The organism is Nonomuraea sp. NPDC050022 (genome assembly GCF_044460705.1).
GTDB lineage: Bacteria > Actinomycetota > Actinomycetes > Streptosporangiales > Streptosporangiaceae > Nonomuraea.
This window is the reverse complement of sequence record NZ_JBITKE010000021.1, coordinates 163426-183586: the sequence shown is the minus strand read 5'-3', so window position 1 is coordinate 183586 and position 20161 is coordinate 163426. Positions and strand designations below refer to the sequence as shown.

The following is a 20161-nucleotide window of genomic DNA, read 5'->3' as shown; positions in this document are numbered from 1 at the left end:
CGCGGCCGGGTAAGGGCTCATCGGTTCCAGCGGCGCACCCTGCACGGCTGGGCGTTCGCCCAGCAGATCGCCTTCACCCGCTACAAGGCCGCCCGGGCCGGGATCGCCTTCGTCCTGGTCGACCCCGCCTACACCTCGCAGGCGTGTCCGGAGTGCGGGTGTGTGTCCAGGGCGAATCGGCCGGCGCGGGGCCGGTTCGTCTGCACCGGGTGTGGCCTCGCTGGGCACGCCGACCACATCGCGGCCCGCAACATCGCCACACGCGGCGCTGCGGGCTGGGCTGTCATCAACCAGCCACACGCTACCGGCCTCCCTTCTGCCAGACGGGACCGTGAGAGCAAACCTCCGGCTTCAGCTGGTGGTAGTTGATCTCCTTGCTGAGTGCGTACGGGCTGTGTGCGGGCGGGCTGAGCGAGAACATGCGGACGGGCTTGTGTGCGGACCCATGTATGGGTTGAGCGCGGACCTGTGGAGCTGAGCACGGATGGTCAGCGGCGACGGGGGTCCAGCTGCTCGATCCGGTGGCGGGCCTCGATGAAGATCGTCTGGATCTCGTCGACCACCCGGGGGTCGCCGTGCGTGTGGGCGAGCGTCTTGACCGCGGCCTTCACCAGACGCAGGGCCGGGCCGATGATCTCGGCCGCCTCCGGCTCGCGGAACATCCCCCACTCGCCCCGGCTGGCCGCCCGCGCCCAGAGCCGGTCGATCTCCTCGGCCTGCTCGCCGACCACGCTCTGGCCCGCCTCGGTGATGTGGTGCACCTTGCGGCCCTCGGCCGCCTCGACCCGGACGAGACCCTCGTCCTCCAGCATCTGCAGCGTCGGGTAGATGGAGCCCGCGCTGGGCTCGTACGTCCCGTTGAACCGGTCGGCGAGGCGGTTCATCACCTGATAGCCGTGGCCGGGCTGCTCGGCGACCAGGGCCAGGATCGCCAGGCGCAGCTCACCGGGCCCGAAGAAGCGCCCCGTCGGCCCGAGACCGCCTCCGCCGGGCGCGCGGCGTGCGTTCATCATGGATCGGATGCTATATCGAACGATATAACGAAGTAAACCTCAGCTCCGCGCGAAGTCCGGCCCGATGCGTCGTGGCGAGCGGTGAGGGTCACGCCGCTGTGGTCGCAGGGGACCGCGTAGACCTCAGCTCCGGGTGAAGGTCAGCTCTCGCGTGTCGTGGTGGGCGGTGAGGGTCACGTCGCTGTGGTCGCAGCGGACCGACTGCCGCAGGGGAGTGTTGGAAAGGACAGTGACACCGGGGTCCGCGCAGCGCGCGGCCGTGGCCGCCGCGTCCGCGCCGGGCAGAACCAGGCACGCGTACGTGGCGCCGGACGGCCGCGGGCCGTGGTCGAAGCCGACGGTGAACACCTCGGCGGTCAGCGTCGCGGTGGAGCCGGTCGCGGTGATGTCCGCCCAACTGCCGCTCCGGCGCTCCACCCGCGCCAACAGCGACTCCCGGTCGGACAGTGGCAGGTAACCGATCTGCCCCTGATGCACGAAGGAACCGGTCGTCCCCCGCCCGGTAGTCAGCGGCCCGGTCGTCCTCGGCCTGGTGGTCAATGGCATGGTGATCGGCGGGCCGGTCGTCAGCGGGCCGGTGGACCACGGCTCGGTCGTCCCCGGCCCGGTGGCCAACGGGCCAGTCGTCCCCGGCCCGGTGGCCAACGGGCCAGTCGTCAACGGTCCGGTCGCCAGGCGCTGGTCGATCGTCGTCACCACCGGGTGCACGGCCGACGGCGCGGTGATCCCGGCGCCGAGCGCGACGTAGACGTCGTCGAAGCAGAACCACGCCTTCCAGCCGTCCGCGATCCGGTCGGTCCCCGCCAGGCGCATCACGGCCATGCCGTGGCGGCCGTCCGTCCAGCCGCCGACGTCCGGCGACGCGCCGTGCCGGTCGTTGGGGCGCGGGAAGAGCGCCGCCGGGTCCGGGGGTTGCTCGGCGGTCACACCGGGCAGCCGCGCCCAGTCCCAGAGCGGGATGACGGCGCGGTAGCCGTCCTCCGGCCCGTCGCCGACCCGGATGGAGGCGACGCCGTCGCCGAGGTGGCGGCCACGCAGGTTCTCGCCGTTCATGCTCTCGGTGGGCGCGGTACGGGTGGATGACATACGCACCGACATCGACCAGCCGGGCCGCCGGTGCGCGAGGTAGTCGGAACGTGGGTAATAACGACACCCGACGGGCCCGTCAGCGGGTCGTGCGGCCTCGGTCCTGGTAGCGGGCTGTACGCCTTCGGTCCCGGTAGGGAGCCGTGATGCGTTGGACCCGGCACTGATCCAGGGAGCGGGTCCTGCAGTGGCCCTGGGATTGGCCCCGGGAGCGGTCCCGGCAGAGGACCCCGCAGCGGCCCCAGGAGTGGAGCTGGGGGCGGGGCCTGTGGCGGACCCAAGAGCGGTCTCGGGAGTGGAGCCGGAAGAGGGCCCTGTGGCGGCCCCGAGAGCGGCCTCGGAAGCAGGCCCGGCGGCGGACCTGGCAGCGGTCCCAACGGCGAGTCCCGCAGCGGTCCCGGCAGTGCGGTCCGCGGTCGGCTGTTCGGCCTCGGACAGGCGTTGTTCGAACGCCGCCAGCTCGGCCTGCCGGGGCGCGCCGGACGCGCGCAGGCGGCGGATCGCGGTTCGCAGGTCGGGGGTGGGTCGGTGGGCGTCCGCTCGGGTGATGTTGCGGCCCATGGTGGTGAAGTCGAAGGCGCCCCCGTGTATCGCCCACTGCAGGCCCTCCAGCAGGAAGTCGGTGAAGAAGCCCACCTCGGCGCCGCCGAACGCCCACGGCGTGCCGTACACCACATAGATCCACAAACCTAGGTCGGCGGCCAGCGCGAAGCCGTAGCCGCCGGAGTAGAGCTGCGCGCCGTGCTGATGGAAGCTGAAGTCGTCCTGGATCCCCTCGCCGCAGGTCGGTCGTAGGGTCGTCGCCATCCGTGCGACCGCCGAGGAGACCAGGTCGGCGTCGTTCACCAGCAGGCCGTGGCGCAGGACGACCGCCTGGGTCCAGACGAGGTTCTGGCCGGTCATCTCCCCAGAGCCCGCGCAGCCCGCGAGCCAGGCGCCCCAGGCCGTGCGCTCGGCCGGGTCGAGCCGGTCGGTGAGCAGCAGGAGGGCGTCTCCGGCCAGTTGGGGTGCGGCGATCTCGTTGTACCACCAGTTGGCGCTGCGCGGCCCGCGGCGGCGCCAGGCGTCCAGGGCGGTGAGCGCGCTGGGGCGGTGTTGTGGGGAGAGCGCCAGGGAGAGGGTCCTGGACAGGTGTTCCAGCGGTGCCCAGTTCCGGCCATCGCCATGGTCGGCGTAGTCGAGGTCCGGCCAAGTGCCATCAGCGCCGAGCCGGTCCACCAGAGGATTGGGCCCGTCGGCGCCGGGACCGGTCGGCGGGCCGGGGACAGGGCCGGTCGGGAGGTCGGGGACAGGGCCGGGCGGCGGGTCGGAGATAGGGCCGGTCGGGAGGTCGGGGACAGAGCCGGGCAGCGGGCCGGGGACAGGGCCGGTCAGAAGGCCCGGGTCGGCCAGGCCGGTGGCCGCGCCGACGGCGGTGGTGCCGGAGGCGGTGTCCAGCAGTTCGTGCCGCAGCCGGCGCCTGGCCGTTTCGAGGGCCGTTTCGAGGTCTGGCATGTCGCTCCTCAATCGTGACGCAGCAGGGCGAAGGCGCGGTCGGCGCGGCGTACGGCCTCCGGCTCGACCTCCGCCAGCGCGCTCCCGTCGGCCAGGGCCTGCCAGTTGTACTTGGCCAGCACCCGATGCGCGGCCAGCACCTGCGCCGCCAGCAGCGAGGCGGTGAGGGCGTCGGGGATCTCCGGGGCCTCCGCGAGCGCGGCGGTCAGGGCGTCCTCATCCATCGACATGTAGTGCAGCAGGCGGACGGCGAGGCTGGGCGTGCCGAACACCATGCGGCGAAAGGCGATCACCTCCGGCTGGTCGTTCAGCCCGGTGACCGGGTCGTGCCGGGCCAGGGCGTCGAGGAAGTGCCGGTGCAGCGCCGTCAGCGGATGCTCACCGGCTGTGCGCTGCCGCACCACCCGCGCGAACTCGCCCTGGTGGTCGCTGATGCGGTGCAGGACGAGGTCCTCCTTGGCCGGGAAGTACTTGAACAGCGTCGGCTTCGACACCCGCGCGGCGGCGGCGATCTCGGTGACGGGGACCTCGTCGAAACCACGCGCCAGGAAGAGCGAGATGGCCGCCGTGGAGATGGCCTCGCGCACGTGTTCCCGCTGCAACTGCCGAAGTCCTGTCATGAGGCCACTCTACCAAAGTGTTAACCTGGTAAAAGTATTAACCGAGTTAACAACGGAGGTAGGATGGCCACGCTCGACGAGGAGAGGCGATACGTCGAACAGTGCGGAGCCGGGCTGCGCAGGATGCTCGACGCGGCACGGGACAACGTGATCGTCGGCGAGAGCGTGGCGGGCGACCGCTACAGCGCCGAACGGCTCGGCCGCCACCTCAAGAGCCTGGCCAAGGAGCTGAGCGAGGAGCCCGAGGGTCCGCCGTTCTTCGGACGGCTCGACTTCGGCGGCGATTCCGCCGAGCACCGGGGGCGCAGCTACCACATCGGCCGGCGGCACATCACCGGCGAGCACGGTGGCCCGCCGGTGGTCATCGACTGGCGGGCGCCCGTCTCGCGGGCGTTCTACCGGGCCAGCGCCCGCGATCCGCTGGGCGTCGAGGTGCGCCGCCGATTCGGCTGGGCCGGCACCACATTGACGTCCTTCGAGGACGAACGGCTCGCCCAGGGCCAGGAGACCGACAGCCGGATCCTGGCCGACGAGATCGAACGGCCCCGCGTCGGCCCGATGCGCGACATCGTCGCCACCATCCAGCCCGAGCAGGACGACCTGGTCCGTGCCGGGCTGCAGGAGTCGATCTGCGTGCAGGGCGCTCCCGGCACCGGCAAGACGGCCGTCGGGCTGCACCGGGCGGCGTTCCTGCTGTACGCGCACCGGCAGCGGCTGGAGCGCTCGGGGGTGCTGGTGCTGGGCCCCAACCGGGCCTTTCTCGGATATATCTCGGCGGTGCTGCCCGCGCTGGGCGAGGTCGACGTCGAGCAGACCACGCTGGAGCGGCTGCTGGGCACGGTCGCGGTCACGGCCACCGACAGCCCGGCCGCCGCGCTGGTCAAGCACGACGCGCGGATGGCCGAGGTCCTGCGCAAGGCCCTGTACGGGCGTATCGGCAAGCCGGTCGAGCCCGTCTCCGTCGCCGACGGCTCCTACCGGTGGCGGGTCGGCGAGGACGAGCTGCGCCGCATCGTCGACGACACGCGGCGCGAGGCCATGCCGTACGCGATCGGGCGTGAACGGGTGCGCGCCCGGATCATCGAGCTGATGCGGCGCCAGGCCGAGCTGCGTGGTCACACGGGCAACGCCGTCTGGACGCGCAAGATCGGCAAGGCGCTCACGCTGTTCCTGGACGAGATCTGGCCGGCCGTACGCCCTGAGGAGCTGCTGTGCGCGCTGCTGAGCGACCCGGAACCGGCCGCCCCGATCCTGACGGCCGATGAGCGGGCGGCCATCACCTGGGCCCGGCCGCCGCGCGGCTACAAGAGCGCCAAGTGGTCCGAGGCCGACCTGGTGCTGCTCGACGAGATCGCCGGGCTGCTGGAACGGCCGCGCGGCTACGGCCACGTCATCGTGGACGAGGCACAGGACCTGTCGCCGATGCAGTGCAGGGCGGTGGCCAGGCGCAGCGAGCACGGCTCGATCACCGTGCTCGGCGACCTGGCTCAGGGCACCACGCCATGGGCGGCCGCGTCCTGGCCGCGGCACCTGGAACTGCTCGGCAAGCCGGAGGCCGGGATCGTCGCGCTGACGACGGGGTTCCGGGTGCCCGCGGTGGTGGTCGGCCCGGCCAACCGGCTGCTGGCGGCGCTCGACGTGGACGTGCCCGCCACCACGTCGTACCGCACCGACGGCAGGCTGCTCGTCACCGAGGTGACCGAGCTGGAGAAGGGGGTCGTCACGGCCGCGCGTGAGGCGCTGGCCTTCGAGGGGTCGATCGGCGTGATCGCGGCCGACGCCGACGCCGGTCCGCTCACCGACGCCCTGTGGAACGGCGGCCTCGACATCGGTGAGCGGCTGAGCGTGGTGCCCGCCTCGATGGCCAAGGGCATGGAGTACGACCATGTGGTGCTGGCCGAGCCCGCGGCCATCGTCGAGGCTGAGGCACGCGGCCTCAACCGCCTGTACGTCGCGCTCACCCGCGCGGTCTCCCGGCTGGATGTGGTGCACTCCCGGCCGCTACCTCTCGATGTCTTTACAGCCGCCGAAATCGCCTGAGTCACCAGATGTCGTAGCCTGATCCGCTCGACAGGACGACCGACACGGTGTGTGATGGCCTCACGTCAGGAACGGGCCGCCGACTTGGTTGTGTTCTCGAGAGGAGCCCAGATCGTGACCTCCCCCCAGGATCCGCCCCCGGGCGACGATCCATCCCGCAGTGAGGCCCAGTGGGCGCAGCAGCCGCCCCCCGGGCCGCCGCCTCCGCCCCCCTATGAGCAGGCGCCGTACGCGCAGCCCGGCCAGAAGTCGGCAGGGCAGTTGCTGTCGATCATCGCGTTCGTCTGCGCGGCGATATCCCTGCTGTTCATACCTATTCTGTTCGGCCTGGCCGGGATCGGGCTGGGCATCGCGGGCCACACGCGCGGCGAGACGCTGGGCAAGTGGGCCGCGGTCACCTCGGGTGTGGCGATGATCCTCGGCATGGTCTTCGGCTACATCGTGGTGTCCAACATGAACACCTGATCGCGCCGTCCCCTGCCTGCCGCCCGGCCAGGACGGTGGGCAGGGACAGCACCCGGAAGGTTCAGCGGAGCGGCCGTGCGGCGGGCAGGCGGAGCCGGTCGACGGCCTCGCGGCGGGTCTTCTCCGGGCGGCGGTCGTAGCGGGCCGTGGTGGCCGGTGACGAGTGGCCGACCAGCGCCTGGGCGGTGGCCAGGTCGACGCCCGCGTCCAGCAACTCGCCGATGAAGGTGCGCCGGAAGTCGTGCGCCGTACGCCGGGACGCCCCCGCCTCGCCCAGCCGCCTGGCCAGGATGTCGGCGATGCCCTGCCCGGTCAGCCCGACGGGGCGGCCCTCGCGCATCCGCACGCGGCCCATCCTGCTGATCGGGCTGAACAACGCGCCCGCCTCATCGCCCCGCACCGCCAGCCACCGCTCGACCAGCCCGATCGCGTCGGTCGTCAGGTAGACCATCCGCTCCTTGTCGCGCTTGCCGCGGACCCGGAGCGAGCGGGCGCCCGGGTCGTAGTCGGACAGCGACAGCCCGCCGATCTCGGCGCGGCGGCAGCCGGTGGAGTAGAGCACCGCGATCAGCGCCGCGTCGCGGATCCCGGCGGGCGAGTCGTCGCACGCCGACAGGGCCGCCCCCACGACCTCCGGCGGCACGTGGTGACCGGTGGGCAGGCGGCTCTGGCGCACCGGAGCCAGGTCGGAGGCGCGCGCGTAGTCCTCCGCGCTGCTCTGCCCGAGCCGCCACGCCTCCTTCAGCACCCGGCGCAGCGCCACCAGGTGCTTGTTGACGTAGGCCGCCGACCATCCCTGATCGGTCAGCAGGGTGCGAATGCGTACCGTGTGCTCGTAACGCAGCAGATGCCACGGCTGGCCCGCGCCGCTGGCCGCCTCGTCGCCGGTGAGCAGGCGGGCCAGCCGGTCGAGGCAGCCGCGCATCGTGCGGCGCGACTCGGGGCTGGTCAGCGAGTCGAGATAGACGTGATAGGGGTCGCGGGCCGGCTCGACGAGCGTGGTCGGCAGGCCCGGTACGGCGGGCAGGCTCACCCGGCGATCTTAGCCCCGCTCACTCCTGGAGGCGGGTCACGTGCTCACTCCTCCAAGCGGGTCACGGCCTTCAGCAGGCGGTCGACGTCCGAATGGTCGTTGTAGTGCACCAGCCCGACCCGCACCGCGCCGCCGGAGTCGCGGATGCCCAGCGCGCCGGTCAGCTCCCAGGCGTAGTTGTGCCCGTTCCACACGTTCACCCGGCGCGCGGCCAGCGCCTCCGCGACCTCGCGAGGGGTGCGCCCGGCGACGGTGAAGTAGGCGGTCGCCGAACGCCTGGCGGGCTTGCCGTACAACGTGACGTGCGGCATCGCCTCCAGGCCCGCGATCAGCACGGCGAACAGCTCCTGCTCGTACGCCTCGGCCGCGGACAGCGAGGTGAGCAGCCGCTCCCTGCGCGTCCCGGTGCCGGGGACCATGGTGGCCAGGTGGTTCACCGCGGCCGTCACACCGGCCAGGTCGGCGAAGGGGGACGTGCCCCACTCGAAGCGATCCGGCACCGTGTCGGGGGAGGAGGCCAGCTTGTCCGGTCTGATCGTCTCCAGCAGTGCCGGATCGGCGATGACCGCGCCGATGTGCGGGCCCGACCACTTGTAGGCGCTGGTGGCGTAGAAGTCGGCGCCCAGCTCCGCGATGTCCACCGGGCCGTGCGCGGTGGCGTGCACGCCGTCCACATAGGTCAGCGCCCCCGCCGCGTGCGCCAGCGCGGTGATCGCGGCCACGTCCGGGCGGGTGCCCAGCACGTTGCTCGCGGCGGTCACCGCCACCAGCCTGGTGCGCTCGCCGATCAGGTTCGCGTACTGCTCCACCGGCAGCTCCCCGGTCGCCGGGTCCACCTCGGCCCACCGGATCGTCGCCCCGGCGCGCGTGGCGAGCTGTATCCAGGGCCGGACGTTGGCGTCGTGGTCGAGCCGCGAGACCACCACCTCGTCGCCGGGGCCCCAGCCCAGGGCCAGCGCGCCAGCCAGGCGATAGGTCAGCGTCGTCATGTTCGGTCCGAGGATCACCCCGTCCGGCAGGCCGCCGACCAGGTCGGCCACGGCCGCGCGGCAGGCCGCCACGATCTCGTCGGCGCGGTGACTGGCCTCGAAGGCGCCGCCCGCGTTGCCGATGCCCGTACGGTAGGCGCTCACGATGGCGTCGATCACCGACTGCGGGACCTGAGTGCCCGCCGCGCCGTCGAGATAGGCGTGGCCGTCGTCCAGCGCGGGATAGGTAGCGCGCACCGATTGAACTGGGAATTTAGTGACAAAGGGCATGATGTGTTCATGCTCACCCTGAGAGAGCTCAACCGGGCCACCTTGGCGCGGCAGCATCTTCTTCGCCGCCACCAGGGCGGCGTGGCCGCCGTCGTGCACCGCCTGGCCGGGCTGCAGGCGCAGGAGCCGCGCCCGCCGTACCTGGGACTGTGGACCCGGCTCGACGGGTTCGACCGCGACGACCTGCACGCGGCGCTGCGCGCGCGGACGCTCGTGCGCGCCACCATGATGCGCGCCACCCTGCACCTGGTGACCGCGGCGGACTTCGCCGAGTTCCGGCCCCTGTTACAGCCGCTGCTCGCCGCCGCGGCGCGCCGTTTCCCGGAGGTCGACTTCGCCGCCGTCGCGGTAGCGGCGGAGCGGTTGCTGGCCGAGGGGCCGCACACGTTCAACGAGCTGCGGCCGAGGCTGGAGCGGGAGTTCCCGGGCGCCTACGACCGGGCGCTCGGCTACGCGGTGCGCATGATGGTCCCGTTGATCATGGTGCCGACCGAGGATCGGTGGAGCTTCCCGCGCGATTCCGCCTTCGCCCTGCCGGGCATCGAGCTCGCCGCGGAGCCGGACATCGAGACGCTCGTCGAGCGGTACCTGGCCGCGTTCGGGCCGGCCACCGCCGCCGACATGCAGACGTGGTCAGGGCTGAGCGGGCTCAAGGCCGTGCTGAACGGCATGCGCGACCGGCTGGAGGTGCTGGTGGACGAGCGCGGCCGGGAGCTGTTCGACCTGCCCGAGGCGCCCAGGCCGGAGGGGGACGTGCCGGCGCCGGTCAGGTTCCTGCCCGACTTCGACAACCTGCTGCTCGGCCACGCCGACCGTACCCGCGTGCTGGCCGAGGAGCATCGCGGCGAGGTCGTCACCAAGAACCTGCGCGTCCGCGCCACCTACCTGGTCGACGGCTTCGTGGCCGGGACCTGGCAGATCAGGCGTACGGGTAAGAAGGCCAAGCTGCTCCTCACGCCCTTCACCCCGGTGGCGACCGAGGCGCTGGAGGAGGAGGCGATGGCCCTGCTGGCCTTCGCCGAGCCGGACGCGGCTGCCCGCTCACTTGAAGTAATAGGCTGAGTCTGATTTGTTCGGGGCGGAGGTGTGAGCCATGCCGCAGCTGACCGCCCTGGATGCCCAGTTTCTCCATTTCGAGACGGCGACGAACATCGCCAACATCGCCGGTCTGGCCATCCTGGACGGCGATCTCCACCGCGCCGACCTCCAGGCTCTGCTGGAACGGCGCCTGCCGTACGTGCCCGCGTTGCGGCGCAAGCTCGCGTTCGTGCCCCTCGGCCTCGACCACCCCTACTGGGTGCAGGAGGACGATCTCGACCTCGACTATCACGTACGGGAGATCGGGCTGCCGCCACCCGGCGACGACCGGCAACTGGCCGACCAGGTGTCCCGGCTGCACGCCCGCCGCCTGGACCGCCGCCGGCCGCTGTGGGAGATCTACCTGATCCACGGCCTGTCCGGCGGCCGCATGGGGCTCTACACCAAGATCCATCACGCGGCCGTGGACGGCATCGGCGGCGCCGACGTACTGGCCGCGCTCCTCGACGTGGGCCCCATACCCGCACCGGCGCCCGCGGTCGCGCCCGAGCGTGACTCGGAGCCGCCGGGATCGGCCGAGATGGTCCTGCGCGGGCTCGCCAGGCTGGCCGGCAATCCGGCGCAGGCGGTGCGGTTCGCCGCCCGGGCGATGCCGCACCTGGACGAGATCCCCGTGGTGTCGTCGCTGCCGGGCAGCCGGATGGTGTCGGGGCTGGCCCGCCGGGTCGCCGGCGCCGGGCAGGCCCCGGAGCTGCCGTCGCTGCCCGCGCCCAAGACGCCGTTCAGCGGGCCGGTCTCCGAGCACCGGCGCTTCGCGTTCGTCTCGCTGCCGCTGGAGGAGATCAAGCAGGTGCGCAAGGCGTTCGGGGTGACGGTGAACGACGTGGTGATGGCCGTGTGCGCGGGCGCGCTGCGCCGGTGGCTGGCCGCGCACGGCGGCGTCCCGCGCCAGCCGCTGATCGCCGGGGTGCCGTTCTCGCTGCGGGAGGCGGGGACGGGCGGCAACCAGGTGACGTTCATGACCGCGCCGCTGGCCGTCCACCTCGAGGATCCCGTGGCGCGGCTGCAGCAGGTGCGGCTCGCCATGCAGCGGATCAAGGACAGGTTCTCGCTGGCGCCCGCGCGGTGGCTGCGCGAGCTGAGCGAGTCGATGCCCGCCGCCCTCATGGGGCTGGCGTCCAGATCGGCGTTCGGCCTGCTCGGGCAGACCGCGCCGCCCATCAACGTGGCCATCTCGAACGTACCTGGGCCGCAGTTCCCCCTGTACGTGTGCGGCGCCCGGTTGCTCACCCACTACCCGGTCTCGGTGATCACTGACGTGAGCGGCGGGGTGAACATCACCGCCTTCTCCTACGACGGCTCCCTGGACATCGGCGTGGTCACCGACCGGGAGATGGTGCCCGACGCGTGGGAGCTCGCCGACGATCTGCGCGGGGCGCTGGACGAACTCCTCAACGCGGAACGGAACCTGCCGCAATAGCGCACGCTGCCCCGTTTTCCCCCGGCGGCTTTTACCGGTCGCCGGGCGGGCGCCGAGCATGGCCGGGCAGCGGGTAGCGTGGAAGACGATGGTGGGACTGAGGCCGGACACGCGTCTCGTCGCCTTAACGAGTATGGCGGCGAGTTCACTCTCGCCCTGCCCCGCGCGGCCACGGCGAACCTCTTACGACGGACAGGTGCCGAATCACCCGCGCGCGGGAAGTAACCGATGATGGCCATCTTCGCCCCCCGGGCCGCGGTCGTCCAGCCGGACCCGCGCATCAGGAGCAGCCGGACAGCGTGGTCGGCGACCCGCCCCGTCTCCCGCTTCCTCGCCCCCGAGGGACTTCTTGGTCCGAGATCGATATTCGCCAGTCGAACGACCCGAGCGAGGAGAGTGTCTTGTCCCAAGCAGCAGAGGTTCTCGAGCTAGACGAAAACATCGCCGACGGCGCACCCGTCGCCGGCGCTGACTCGGTCAAGGCGTACCTGAAGGAGATCGGGCGGGTGCCGCTGCTCAACGCCGAGCAGGAGATCGACCTCGCCAAGCGGATCGAGGCCGGACTGTTCGCCGCCGAGCGCCTCAGCACGGAGCCCGATCTGCCCGGTCAGCTCCGCGCCGACCTCGAATGGATCGCCTGCGACGGCCTGCGGGCCAAGGAACGCATGCTGGAGGCCAACCTGCGCCTGGTGGTGTCGATCGCCAAGCGCTACACCGGCCGCGGCATGCTCTTCCTCGACCTGATCCAGGAGGGCAACCTCGGGCTGATCCGTACGATCGAGAAGTTCGACTACCGGCTCGGGTTCAAGTTCTCCACCTACGCCACGTGGTGGATCAAGCAGGCCATCACCCGCGCGATGGCCGACCAGGCGCGGACGATCCGCATCCCGGTCCACATGGTCGAGATGATCAACAAGGTGGCGCGGGCGCAGCGGCGGCTGTCGGGCGAGCTCGGCCGCGAGCCCACGCCCGAGGAGATCGCCGTCGAGACCGAGCTGCCCATCGACCGGGTCGCCGAGGTGCAGGGCTACGGCCGCGAGCCGATCTCCCTGCACACGCCGCTGGGCGAGGAGGGCGACAGCGAGTTCGGCGACCTCATCGAGGACACCGAGGCCGTCTCCCCGGCCGACGCGGTCTCGTTCACCCTGCTCCAGCAGCAACTGCGGGCCCTGCTCGACGAGCTGTCCGAGCGTGAGGCGGGCGTCATCTCCATGCGGTACGGCCTGAACGACGGCAAGCCGATGACCCTCGACGAGATCGGCAGGATCTACGGCGTGACCCGTGAGCGGATCCGGCAGATCGAGGCCAAGACCATGTCCAAGCTCCGCCACCCGTCGAGGGCTCTGGCGCTGCGCGAATACCTCAGCTAGGGCGGGCGTACCACAGCCAGGACGGGGGCTCAGCTGGGGGCGGGCGGCTCAGCTGGGGCGGGCGGTCAGCCACGTCCGGTCGGGGGTCAGGAAGCGGTCCACGACCAGCCCGGACTCGGCCAGAGCCGTGGTGAGCTGGTCGTCGCTGAGCGGCCGCTCGACGATCGACTGGGTCCAGAGGCGGCCGTCGGTCTCGTACCTCAGGGTGAGATTCACCAGATCCCGCCCTGACGGGGCGAACTCCGTGATCGTGGTGGTGAACCCGGACCGCCCGAAGGTCGTCCCCACTGACCAGGTGGCCCGTACGTCCAGCGGAATCCACTGGATCACCACCACGCCGTCGTCACGCACGTGGCGGCGGCAGCAGTCGAGGAAGCGCCGCCTGGTCGAGACCAGCGGCACATGAATGAGCAGCGAGGCCAGCAGCACGGCGTCGAAGCGGCGCTCGAGCGCGCCCAGCTCGAGGATCGACCCGCCTGCGGGCACACCCCGCTGAATGATCTCCGGTTCGCCCGCGGCGTCGATCGCGGCATAGAACTCCACCGGTGAGCCGTCGGAGGTGAACACCCCCGGTCCAGTGCCCGTGTTCATATGCGCACTGTAGATCGGAAAGGCGGCCCGCTGGGGTAATTCCCATTTCCGCTTCATCCTGTGGAATTCCTGTGAACTCCGTGACGCCGGATGCAATTGACGAAAAACATCGGTTGGTTCATGCTGGGCGGTGTTGGCGGCCAACGGCCCCGGGATTCCGCGGCCGACCTGCTATTCAGTGACGAAGCTGCCACGTCCTGTGCTGTTCTCTTTACCATGCGCTTTGTCCGGAGGTGTAATGGAAATCGAGGGCACCATAAAGAAGATTCTGGCGACCGAATTGTTCGTCGAGACGCCGGCCGAGGAAATCAGCGACCACGAGAGCCTGCGCGACATCTACGGGCTCGATTCTCTGGGATTCACCGAACTCCGCGTGCAATGTGAGGACATCTTCGATGTCCGCGTCTCCGACGAGGACTTCGTACCCGAGAACTTCCGTACCATCGCCGCCCTCGCCGCGCTCATCCGGCGGCTGCAGGGCGGCGGGACGTGAGCCACGCGGGCCTGACCGCCGCGTCGCCGTCCCACAGCCTGCACCTGGATCACTACGGTGGCGGCCAGCTTCCGTTCGTCTCGGTCGGTGGCCGGGGCGTGCGGCTGCGGCTGGCCGAGCGCGGCGGCACCGGGGAACCGTTCGAGGTCATCGACGCCTCCGGCGGGTACGCCAGCGCCTGCCTCGGGGCCGGGCACCCGGCCGTGCTGCGCGCGTTGACGCGCGGGGCCATGGATCTCGGGTACGCGACGGACGAGATCGAGGTCGCCGAACGCACCCGCCTCCTCACCGCGACGCTCGGCCCCGGCGGGCTGTGGTGCGACCACTTCCCACCGGGCGAATACCACGCATCCGGCCGCAACTCCGGCTCCGAGGGCATGGAACTGGCCCTGCGGCTGGTCCTGGAGTCGAGATACGACCACCGGCGGACGCGGCCCGACCCGGAGCGGGGCGGCCGCGATCTCGTGCTCGCCTTCCAGGGCGCGTGGCACGGATGGACGGGCGCGCTCACGCCGCTGCTCAACCGGCGCCACTTCCGCGTCGGGCTCCCGGGGATGGCCGCCGACGGCCCGTACGGGCTGACGGTGGAGCACCTTCCGTTCGGTGTCCCGGAGCCGTTGCGCGAGTTCTTCGCCCGCCACGGAGAGCGGCTGCTGGCCGTCGTCGTCGAGCCGGTCCAGGGTGACGCGGGCCTGCTGGTTCCCCCGCCCGGCTACCTGCGGACCCTGGCCGCGCTCGCCGTCGAGCACGGGGCGTTGCTGGTGGCCGACGAGGTGCTCACCTTCGCCAAGACCGGCCGGTTCTTCGCCATGGCGGACGAGGACGGCCCGATCCCCACCGATATCACCGTCATCGGCAAGAGCCTCGGCATGGGCGTGCTGTCCACCTCGATGGTGATCGCCAGGCGGTCGCTGTCCGTACGGCCGTCCGGCGCCGTGGCCACCTCAGACCTGCGCCCGCTGACCTGCGCGGTGATCCACGACGGCCTGCGGCTGATCGAGGAGGACAAGCTGCTCGAACGCTCGGCCGAGCTCGGCGCGCGGCTGACCGCGCTCCTCGGCCGGGAGGTGCTCGACCGCTTCCCCGAGACCTATCGCGGGCTGCGGGGTACGGGGCTGCTGCAAGGGCTGGAGCTCACGGAGGACGCCGCGGACCGGCTGCGCGAGCTGCGGGCGCACATCATCAGGGCGGGCTGCTACATCGAGTTCATGGCCGGGGCGGGGCGCCGCTCCCACGGCCTGCCGTACGTCTTCCCCACCATGCGCGTGGCGCCGCCCCTGGTCACCAGCCCAGCCGAGGTGGAGGAGCTGGTCGCCGCGATTCGGCGGGGAACGGCGACGTTCCTCGGTACGGCGGCTCAGTGAGCGGGCCGACGAGTCGGCCGCTTCGCCGTCGGGTCGAGCACGTGGACACCGACGCCGCGGGGGTGGTCCACTTCACCCGCTACGCCTCGCTCATCGAGACCGCGCTGCTGGAGGACCTGGAGGCGATGGGCGTCGGCACCCGCCTGATGAGCGAGCACCAGCTGCAGCCGGCCGTGACCGAACTACGCATGCGCTACGGAGCCGCCGCCCGTTTCCCCGACCGGATCGAGGTACGCGCCGACGTCGACCATGTGGGCGGGGCCTCCTGGCGGGTCTCCGGCACGGTACGCCGCCTGCCCGATCTCCATGACCATGTCGTCGTCGGCCTGGTCCAGCAGGTGGACCTCCAGGTCGAAGCGGGTGGCGGGCTGCGAGACGTCCCGGCCCCAGAGCCGGGAGCCGAGGTCGCCCCAGCGCGTCTCGGTGCCGTAGGCCGGAGTGACCAGCATCTGGAAGATCACCTGGACCAGCGGGATGTACGAGGGGTCGCGCCGCAGGGATAGCCGGTCGACCAGGACGTCGAAGGGCAGCAGGTCGTTGTCGTAGGCGTCGAACAGCGCCTCGCGGGCCGCGGCGAGTACCGCGAGGAAGCTCGGATCCCCGGACAGATCCATCCGTACCGGCAGCGTGCCCACGAAGAAGCCCACCGTCCCGGCGAACTCCGGCCGCGAACGCCCGGCCACGACCACGCCGATCACCAGGTCGCGAGCGCGGGCGTAGCGGGCGAGCAGGACGGCGAAGGCGGCGTAGGCGACGGTGTACGGCGTGACCCGGTGCGCCGCGGCGAAAGATCGCAGCGTGGCGGTCACGTCCACCGGCACGGGCGTGACGAGCAGGCCGCCGCGGAAGTCCTGGATCCTCGGCCGCGGCCGGTCGGCGGGCAGTGTGACGAGTTCGGGCGCGCCCGCCAGCCGCCGCCGCCAGTACGCGAGCACCCGCTCGGCCGCGGGGGAACCGGCCAGTTCCTGCTGCCGGCGGGCGTACTCGAGGTAGCCGGCCGGCGGCGGGCCGAGGGGCCGGTTCGCGTACAGCAGCCCGAGCTCCTCGTCGATGATCGGCACCGACCAGCCGTCGATCACGATGTGATGGACGCACAGCAGGAGCACGTGGAGATCGGGCGTGACGCGCAGGAGATGGGCCCGGATCAGGTCGTCCCGCGCGAGGTCGAACGGCCGCGCCGTCCACAGCCGGGCGAACTCCGTTGCCGCCGCGTCCCAACCAGGCTCTCCCGCGAGATCAGTGGCCGTCGGCTCCGAGCCGAGATCGGTGCTGGGCAGCTCGACGTCGAAGGGGGTGCCGCTCACCACCGCGCGGGCCACCCCGCCGTCGGCGGGGAACCTCATGCGTAACGCGACGTGCCGGTCGGCCAGCGCGCCGAGGGCCCGGCGCAACGCCGCCACGTTCAGTGGCCCGCGCAGCTCGTAGCCCCGGAAGACGTTGTACTGCGGCGAATCGGGCGCGAGCTGCTGGAGAAACCACAGCCGTTGCTGTGCGGGCGACGGCATCGGCTCGTGTTCTTCCGGCATCGTCTCCTCACCTGTGAGAGAGGCGAAGTGGCTGGTGTACCGGAGATCTCTGCAAGGAGGCTCTATCAGCGCTCCGGGCTTGTCAAGCGGCCGGTCGGCGCAGCCCCTCCAGGCAGATCTGGATGATCGGCTCGGCCAGCTCCGCCGCCGGCAGCCGGGGATCCACCAGGCACTGCAGCAGGCAGCCCTCGATGGTCCCCACGATGACGGTCGCGTGGCGCTCGTCCAGGCCCTCACGCAGCACGCCTTCCTTCGCGGCCTGGCGCAGGAGCTCGGTGATCACGGCCCGCGCGTCGCCGTAGACGGCCGCCATGTCCACCAGCGAGCCCTCCGAGTCACGGGAGGCCGCCCACAGGTCGACCATGATCCGGGCGGGCTCGCGCCGCGCGGTCAGCACGCCGAGCACCTCGCGTACCATCTCGGCCAGCCGCTCCAGCGCGGGCCCGCGCCCGTTGATCGCCCGGTCGAAGATGGCGGCCGACATGGTCCGGTAGCCTTCGAAGGCGGCTTCCAGCAGCGCGTCCCTGCTGTCGTAGTAGAGATAGACGCTGCCCTTGGCGATGCCCGCCTCGGCGGCGATGTCGTCGATGCGGGTGGCGGCGAAGCCCTTGCGGGCGAACACCCGCACCGCCGCGGTGAGGATCTCTTTGCGTCGCGCGGCCTTGTCGACCGTCCTGGGGGACATATGATCATTATGACTGACCGGTCAGTCAATATCCAAATCGAGATGCGGTCTGTCCGTTTCCCTGGCTAGGGTGCTGACAGTGAGAGATGTACGGCTGCTGCCCAAAGCCCACCTGCACGTTCACCTGGAGAGCACGGTACGCCCCGAGACCTCGCGCGAGTTCGGCGGGCCGTCCGGGCGGGGCGGGCCGTTCGCCACGTTCCGGGAGTTCGCCGACCATCGGGCGCTGGTGCGCGGGCGGCTGCTCACAGCCGAGCACTTCCGGCGGGTGGCGCTGGAGTTCTGCGAGGACGAGGCGGCCCAGGGCACCCGCTACGCGGAGGTGTCCTTCACCGCGGCCTCGCACGGCGAGCGGCTAGGCGCGCCGGAGATGCCGCTGGAGGCGGTGCTGGACGGGCTGGCCGAGGGGTCGCGCCGCTACGGGATCGAGTGCCGGGTGCTGCTCGACCACTCCCGGCGGCGCTCCGTCGAACGGCTCTGGGAGACATTGCGGCTGGCCACCCGTTACGAGGCGGTCGTCGGCATCGGGCTGGCGGGCGACGAGAGCCACCCGGTGGCGCCGTTCGCGGAGGTGCTCGACGCGGCCCGCGACGCCGGAGTGCGCCTGGTGCACCACGCGGGGGAGTTCGGCGGGCCGGACAGCATCCGCGAGGCGCTCGCCATCGGGCACGCCGAGCGGATCGGGCACGGCGTACGCGTCCTGGAGGACGAGGCGGTGGTCGCCGAGGTGCGGGAGCGGGGGGTGCCGCTGGAGGTCTGTCCCACGTCGAACGTCCTGCTCGGCGTCGTGCCCAGCCTGGCCGAGCACCCGCTGCGGCGGCTGAGCGCGGCGGGGCTGGCGGTCACGCTCAACACCGACGGCGAAACCGACCTGGCCGGCGAGTACGCGCTGGCGCGGGAGGTCTTCGGGTACGACGACGCGGAGCTGGCCGGGTTCGCCCGGGCCTCGATCGACGCCTCGTTCGCCGAGGAGGAGCTCAAGGCGGGGTTGCGGGCGGGGGTGGACGCCTGGCTGGCGGACTCGGGCTCGGCTTCGGCGTCGGCCTCGGGCTCTGGATCGGCCTCGGACTCGGGTCGATGACCCGCCGCGCTCGCTGACGCTGAGGAGGGGCGCGCTGACCGTCGGGGGCGCGGTCAGCGCTCGGCGTCCCCGATCAGTCCGAGTGGCTGTCCTTGGTCACCGCGCCGTCGGTCGCGTCCACCGTCATGTCCTGCTTGGACCCGTTCGGCGGAACCACGTCCACCTCCCAGACGATCTTGTCCCGGTGGCTGTCCAGGTTGATCTCGGTGATGCGGCCCCCCGGCACGGCCGCCAGGACCTTGGCCGCCGCCTGCGCGTAGTCGAGCTTGGCGGCCTTGACGCGGTCGAGGTATCGGGCCTTGTCGCCGGCGTTCTCGTCGTCCTCCGCCCGTGGGCCGCTGACGACCTTGGTGGTGCCGGATTCGACGTCCATCTGGTGTTCGACGCCCTTGTCGTCGACGACCTGTACCTCCCAGAGGCCGCCGTTCTCCTCGGTCTCCATCGAGACGAGCGTCGAGCCGGGCACGGCCTTCATCGCGGCCTGCCCCACCTCCTCCAGCTTCTTCATTGAGCGCTTCTGCGAATCGGCTTGTGCGCCGTACTTGGGCGTCTCGGTGGCGGCGATGTACGGCGTGGGAGGAGCGCCGAACGGCTCGGTCATTTGACGGGCGTCGCCCCCGCAGGCGGTCGCCGTAAGCAGCGCCGCGCCGGCCAGAGCGCCCCCGATGATCGTTTTAGTCATATGGCGACACTTATCATTTCCGCAGGTCGAACGGTGTGAACGACATGACCGACGCCGCGCCGCGGACTTGGCTGTTTGGTCCGCAGTATCCGATAGTGGACGCCATGGCTCCTTCCTTGATCGTCGCCGTCGTGGGCGACTTCGACCCGACATTCCCTACGCACGCGGCCACGAACGACGCGCTACGTCACGCCGCGGCCGAGCTGGGGATCGAGATCGAGATCCAGTGGCAGGCGACCGAGCCGCTGGAACGGGATCTGTCGGCCGTACGCGCCGCCGACGCCTTGCTGTGCGCGCCCGGCAGCCCGTACCGCAGCCTGACCGGGGCCGTGGCCGCCCTGCGTCACGGCCGCGAGCGGGGCGTCTCGACGCTGGGCACCTGCGGCGGCTTCCAGCACATGGTGATCGAGTACGCCCGCCACGTGCTCGGGTTCGAGGACGCCCAGCACGGCGAGTACGACCCGTACGCCTCGGAGCTGTTCGTCTCCGCGCTGACCTGCTCGCTCGCCGGCAAGACCATGCCCGTCAGCCTCGTGGCGGGCTCACAAGCGGCCGAGTTGTACGGCCTCACGGAGGTCGAGGAGCAGTACTACTGCAACTTCGGCCTGGAGCCCGGCCATCGGCGAACCCTGCACGACGGAGGGTTCCGGGTGACGGGCGTCGATGGGGAGCAGGAGGCGCGGGTGCTGGAGCTCCCGGGACATCCCTTCTACGTGGCGACCCTGTTCGTGCCCCAGGCCCGATCGACGCCGGAGCAGCCGCATCCGCTGCTCAGCGGGCTGCTGCGGGCGGCTCTTCGGAACAGGGGCTGAGGCAGGACCTACCCGACCGTGTGATGTGC

At 71.5% G+C, this 20161-nt stretch carries 18 protein-coding genes and 2 pseudogenes; 11 read left to right on the top strand and 9 right to left on the bottom strand.

Going from position 1 to position 20161, the window contains the following annotated elements; translation table 11 throughout:
- On the top strand, nucleotides 1–369 hold a 369-nt coding region (locus tag ACIBO2_RS55715), incomplete at its 5' end, for a zinc ribbon domain-containing protein (protein ID WP_397305095.1).
- 119 nt (nucleotides 370–488) lie between these two features.
- Here the strand turns inward: ACIBO2_RS55715 and ACIBO2_RS55710 are convergent.
- The 3 genes from ACIBO2_RS55710 to ACIBO2_RS55700 form a co-directional block, all read right to left on the bottom strand.
- A complete protein-coding gene (locus ACIBO2_RS55710; protein WP_358540970.1) occupies nucleotides 489–1013 on the bottom strand; it encodes a PadR family transcriptional regulator in 525 nt (174 codons plus the stop codon).
- A 123-nt stretch (nucleotides 1014–1136) separates the two neighbouring features.
- The gene (locus ACIBO2_RS55705) at nucleotides 1137–3593 is read right to left on the bottom strand and encodes a polysaccharide lyase family 8 super-sandwich domain-containing protein (RefSeq protein ID WP_397305094.1); all 2457 of its coding nucleotides are present in this window, start codon (nucleotides 3591–3593) and stop codon (nucleotides 1137–1139) included.
- 8 nt (nucleotides 3594–3601) lie between these two features.
- Nucleotides 3602–4213, bottom strand: a complete 612-nt coding sequence (locus ACIBO2_RS55700) for a TetR family transcriptional regulator (RefSeq protein ID WP_358540975.1) — start codon at nucleotides 4211–4213, stop codon at nucleotides 3602–3604.
- A gap of 63 nt (nucleotides 4214–4276) precedes the next feature.
- Between ACIBO2_RS55700 and ACIBO2_RS55695 the strand changes: the two genes are divergently transcribed.
- Both ACIBO2_RS55695 and ACIBO2_RS55690 read left to right on the top strand, forming a co-directional pair.
- Nucleotides 4277–6253: a HelD family protein gene (locus tag ACIBO2_RS55695; protein WP_397305093.1), complete on the top strand. Its 1977-nt coding sequence runs from the start codon at nucleotides 4277–4279 to the stop codon at nucleotides 6251–6253.
- A gap of 114 nt (nucleotides 6254–6367) precedes the next feature.
- Entirely contained in the window at nucleotides 6368–6718 is a 351-nt protein-coding gene (locus tag ACIBO2_RS55690) for a hypothetical protein (RefSeq protein ID WP_358540980.1), read from the top strand.
- Nucleotides 6719–6779: 61 nt separating this feature from the next.
- On the opposite strand, the gene ACIBO2_RS55685 is transcribed toward ACIBO2_RS55690, so the two are convergent.
- Nucleotides 6780–7751: a tyrosine-type recombinase/integrase gene (locus ACIBO2_RS55685; RefSeq protein WP_357951882.1), complete on the bottom strand. Its 972-nt coding sequence runs from the start codon at nucleotides 7749–7751 to the stop codon at nucleotides 6780–6782.
- A gap of 44 nt (nucleotides 7752–7795) precedes the next feature.
- Nucleotides 7796–9010 (bottom strand): cysteine desulfurase-like protein, encoded by a 1215-nt coding sequence (locus ACIBO2_RS55680; protein WP_397305092.1) that lies wholly within the window; start codon nucleotides 9008–9010, stop codon nucleotides 7796–7798.
- A gap of 9 nt (nucleotides 9011–9019) precedes the next feature.
- Between ACIBO2_RS55680 and ACIBO2_RS55675 the strand changes: the two genes are divergently transcribed.
- The 3 genes and pseudogenes from ACIBO2_RS55675 to ACIBO2_RS55665 all read left to right on the top strand — a co-directional run.
- Nucleotides 9020–10072, top strand: coding sequence for a winged helix DNA-binding domain-containing protein (locus ACIBO2_RS55675; protein ID WP_397305091.1), 1053 nt, complete (start codon nucleotides 9020–9022; stop codon nucleotides 10070–10072).
- Nucleotides 10073–10103: 31 nt separating this feature from the next.
- Complete coding sequence (locus ACIBO2_RS55670) at nucleotides 10104–11528, top strand: wax ester/triacylglycerol synthase family O-acyltransferase (protein WP_397305090.1); 1425 nt, start codon at nucleotides 10104–10106, stop codon at nucleotides 11526–11528.
- A gap of 461 nt (nucleotides 11529–11989) precedes the next feature.
- A pseudogene (locus tag ACIBO2_RS55665) lies at nucleotides 11990–12898 on the top strand (RNA polymerase sigma factor); the annotation flags it as partial.
- Nucleotides 12899–12946: 48 nt separating this feature from the next.
- On the opposite strand, the gene ACIBO2_RS55660 reads toward ACIBO2_RS55665, so the two are convergent.
- Nucleotides 12947–13489, bottom strand: a complete 543-nt coding sequence (locus ACIBO2_RS55660) for a class I SAM-dependent methyltransferase (protein WP_358540990.1) — start codon at nucleotides 13487–13489, stop codon at nucleotides 12947–12949.
- A 238-nt stretch (nucleotides 13490–13727) separates the two neighbouring features.
- On the opposite strand from ACIBO2_RS55660, the gene ACIBO2_RS55655 reads away from it, so the two are divergent.
- From ACIBO2_RS55655 to ACIBO2_RS55645, 3 genes and pseudogenes are all read left to right on the top strand, one after another.
- On the top strand, nucleotides 13728–13982 hold the full coding sequence (locus ACIBO2_RS55655) for an acyl carrier protein (protein WP_358443030.1): 255 nt from the start codon (nucleotides 13728–13730) through the stop codon (nucleotides 13980–13982).
- Entirely contained in the window at nucleotides 13979–15346 is a 1368-nt protein-coding gene (locus ACIBO2_RS55650; RefSeq protein ID WP_397305089.1) for an aminotransferase class III-fold pyridoxal phosphate-dependent enzyme, read from the top strand. The genes ACIBO2_RS55655 and ACIBO2_RS55650 overlap by 4 nt, the downstream gene beginning before the upstream one ends.
- Nucleotides 15343–15609: pseudogene (locus ACIBO2_RS55645) on the top strand (acyl-CoA thioesterase); the annotation flags it as partial. The gene ACIBO2_RS55650 and the pseudogene ACIBO2_RS55645, both read left to right, overlap by 4 nt.
- On the opposite strand, the gene ACIBO2_RS55640 reads toward ACIBO2_RS55645, so the two are convergent.
- Both ACIBO2_RS55640 and ACIBO2_RS55635 read right to left on the bottom strand, forming a co-directional pair.
- Nucleotides 15529–16851, bottom strand: a complete 1323-nt coding sequence (locus tag ACIBO2_RS55640; protein ID WP_397305096.1) for a condensation domain-containing protein — start codon at nucleotides 16849–16851, stop codon at nucleotides 15529–15531. The pseudogene ACIBO2_RS55645 and the gene ACIBO2_RS55640 overlap by 81 nt on opposite strands.
- A 103-nt stretch (nucleotides 16852–16954) precedes the next feature.
- Nucleotides 16955–17557, bottom strand: a complete 603-nt coding sequence (locus ACIBO2_RS55635; RefSeq protein WP_358540998.1) for a TetR/AcrR family transcriptional regulator — start codon at nucleotides 17555–17557, stop codon at nucleotides 16955–16957.
- A 79-nt stretch (nucleotides 17558–17636) separates the two neighbouring features.
- Between ACIBO2_RS55635 and add the strand changes: the two genes are divergently transcribed.
- Complete coding sequence (gene add, locus ACIBO2_RS55630; RefSeq protein WP_358541001.1) at nucleotides 17637–18638, top strand: adenosine deaminase; 1002 nt, start codon at nucleotides 17637–17639, stop codon at nucleotides 18636–18638.
- 73 nt (nucleotides 18639–18711) lie between these two features.
- On the opposite strand, the gene ACIBO2_RS55625 is transcribed toward add, so the two are convergent.
- Nucleotides 18712–19320, bottom strand: a complete 609-nt coding sequence (locus tag ACIBO2_RS55625) for a PepSY domain-containing protein (protein WP_358541004.1) — start codon at nucleotides 19318–19320, stop codon at nucleotides 18712–18714.
- Nucleotides 19321–19424: 104 nt separating this feature from the next.
- Between ACIBO2_RS55625 and ACIBO2_RS55620 the strand changes: the two genes are divergently transcribed.
- Complete coding sequence (locus ACIBO2_RS55620; protein ID WP_358541007.1) at nucleotides 19425–20132, top strand: hypothetical protein; 708 nt, start codon at nucleotides 19425–19427, stop codon at nucleotides 20130–20132.
- Nucleotides 20133–20161 lie beyond the last annotated feature (29 nt).

Bases quoted from the DNA above. Each gene is read 5' to 3' on its own strand.
- ACIBO2_RS55700 (WP_358540975.1), bottom strand. From the start codon at position 4,213: ATGACAGGACTTCGGCAGTTGCAGCGGGAACACGTGCGCGAGGCCATC.
- ACIBO2_RS55635 (WP_358540998.1), bottom strand. From the start codon at position 17,557: ATGTCCCCCAGGACGGTCGACAAGGCCGCGCGACGCAAAGAGATCCTC.
- ACIBO2_RS55680 (WP_397305092.1), bottom strand. From the start codon at position 9,010: ATGCCCTTTGTCACTAAATTCCCAGTTCAATCGGTGCGCGCTACCTAT.
- ACIBO2_RS55660 (WP_358540990.1), bottom strand. From the start codon at position 13,489: ATGAACACGGGCACTGGACCGGGGGTGTTCACCTCCGACGGCTCACCG.
- ACIBO2_RS55670 (WP_397305090.1), top strand. From the start codon at position 10,104: ATGCCGCAGCTGACCGCCCTGGATGCCCAGTTTCTCCATTTCGAGACG.
- ACIBO2_RS55640 (WP_397305096.1), bottom strand. From the start codon at position 16,851: ATGCCGTCGCCCGCACAGCAACGGCTGTGGTTTCTCCAGCAGCTCGCG.
- ACIBO2_RS55655 (WP_358443030.1), top strand. From the start codon at position 13,728: ATGGAAATCGAGGGCACCATAAAGAAGATTCTGGCGACCGAATTGTTC.
- ACIBO2_RS55710 (WP_358540970.1), bottom strand. From the start codon at position 1,013: ATGATGAACGCACGCCGCGCGCCCGGCGGAGGCGGTCTCGGGCCGACG.
- ACIBO2_RS55695 (WP_397305093.1), top strand. From the start codon at position 4,277: ATGGCCACGCTCGACGAGGAGAGGCGATACGTCGAACAGTGCGGAGCC.
- ACIBO2_RS55705 (WP_397305094.1), bottom strand. From the start codon at position 3,593: ATGCCAGACCTCGAAACGGCCCTCGAAACGGCCAGGCGCCGGCTGCGG.
- ACIBO2_RS55620 (WP_358541007.1), top strand. From the start codon at position 19,425: ATGGCTCCTTCCTTGATCGTCGCCGTCGTGGGCGACTTCGACCCGACA.
- ACIBO2_RS55625 (WP_358541004.1), bottom strand. From the start codon at position 19,320: ATGACTAAAACGATCATCGGGGGCGCTCTGGCCGGCGCGGCGCTGCTT.
- ACIBO2_RS55675 (WP_397305091.1), top strand. From the start codon at position 9,020: ATGCTCACCCTGAGAGAGCTCAACCGGGCCACCTTGGCGCGGCAGCAT.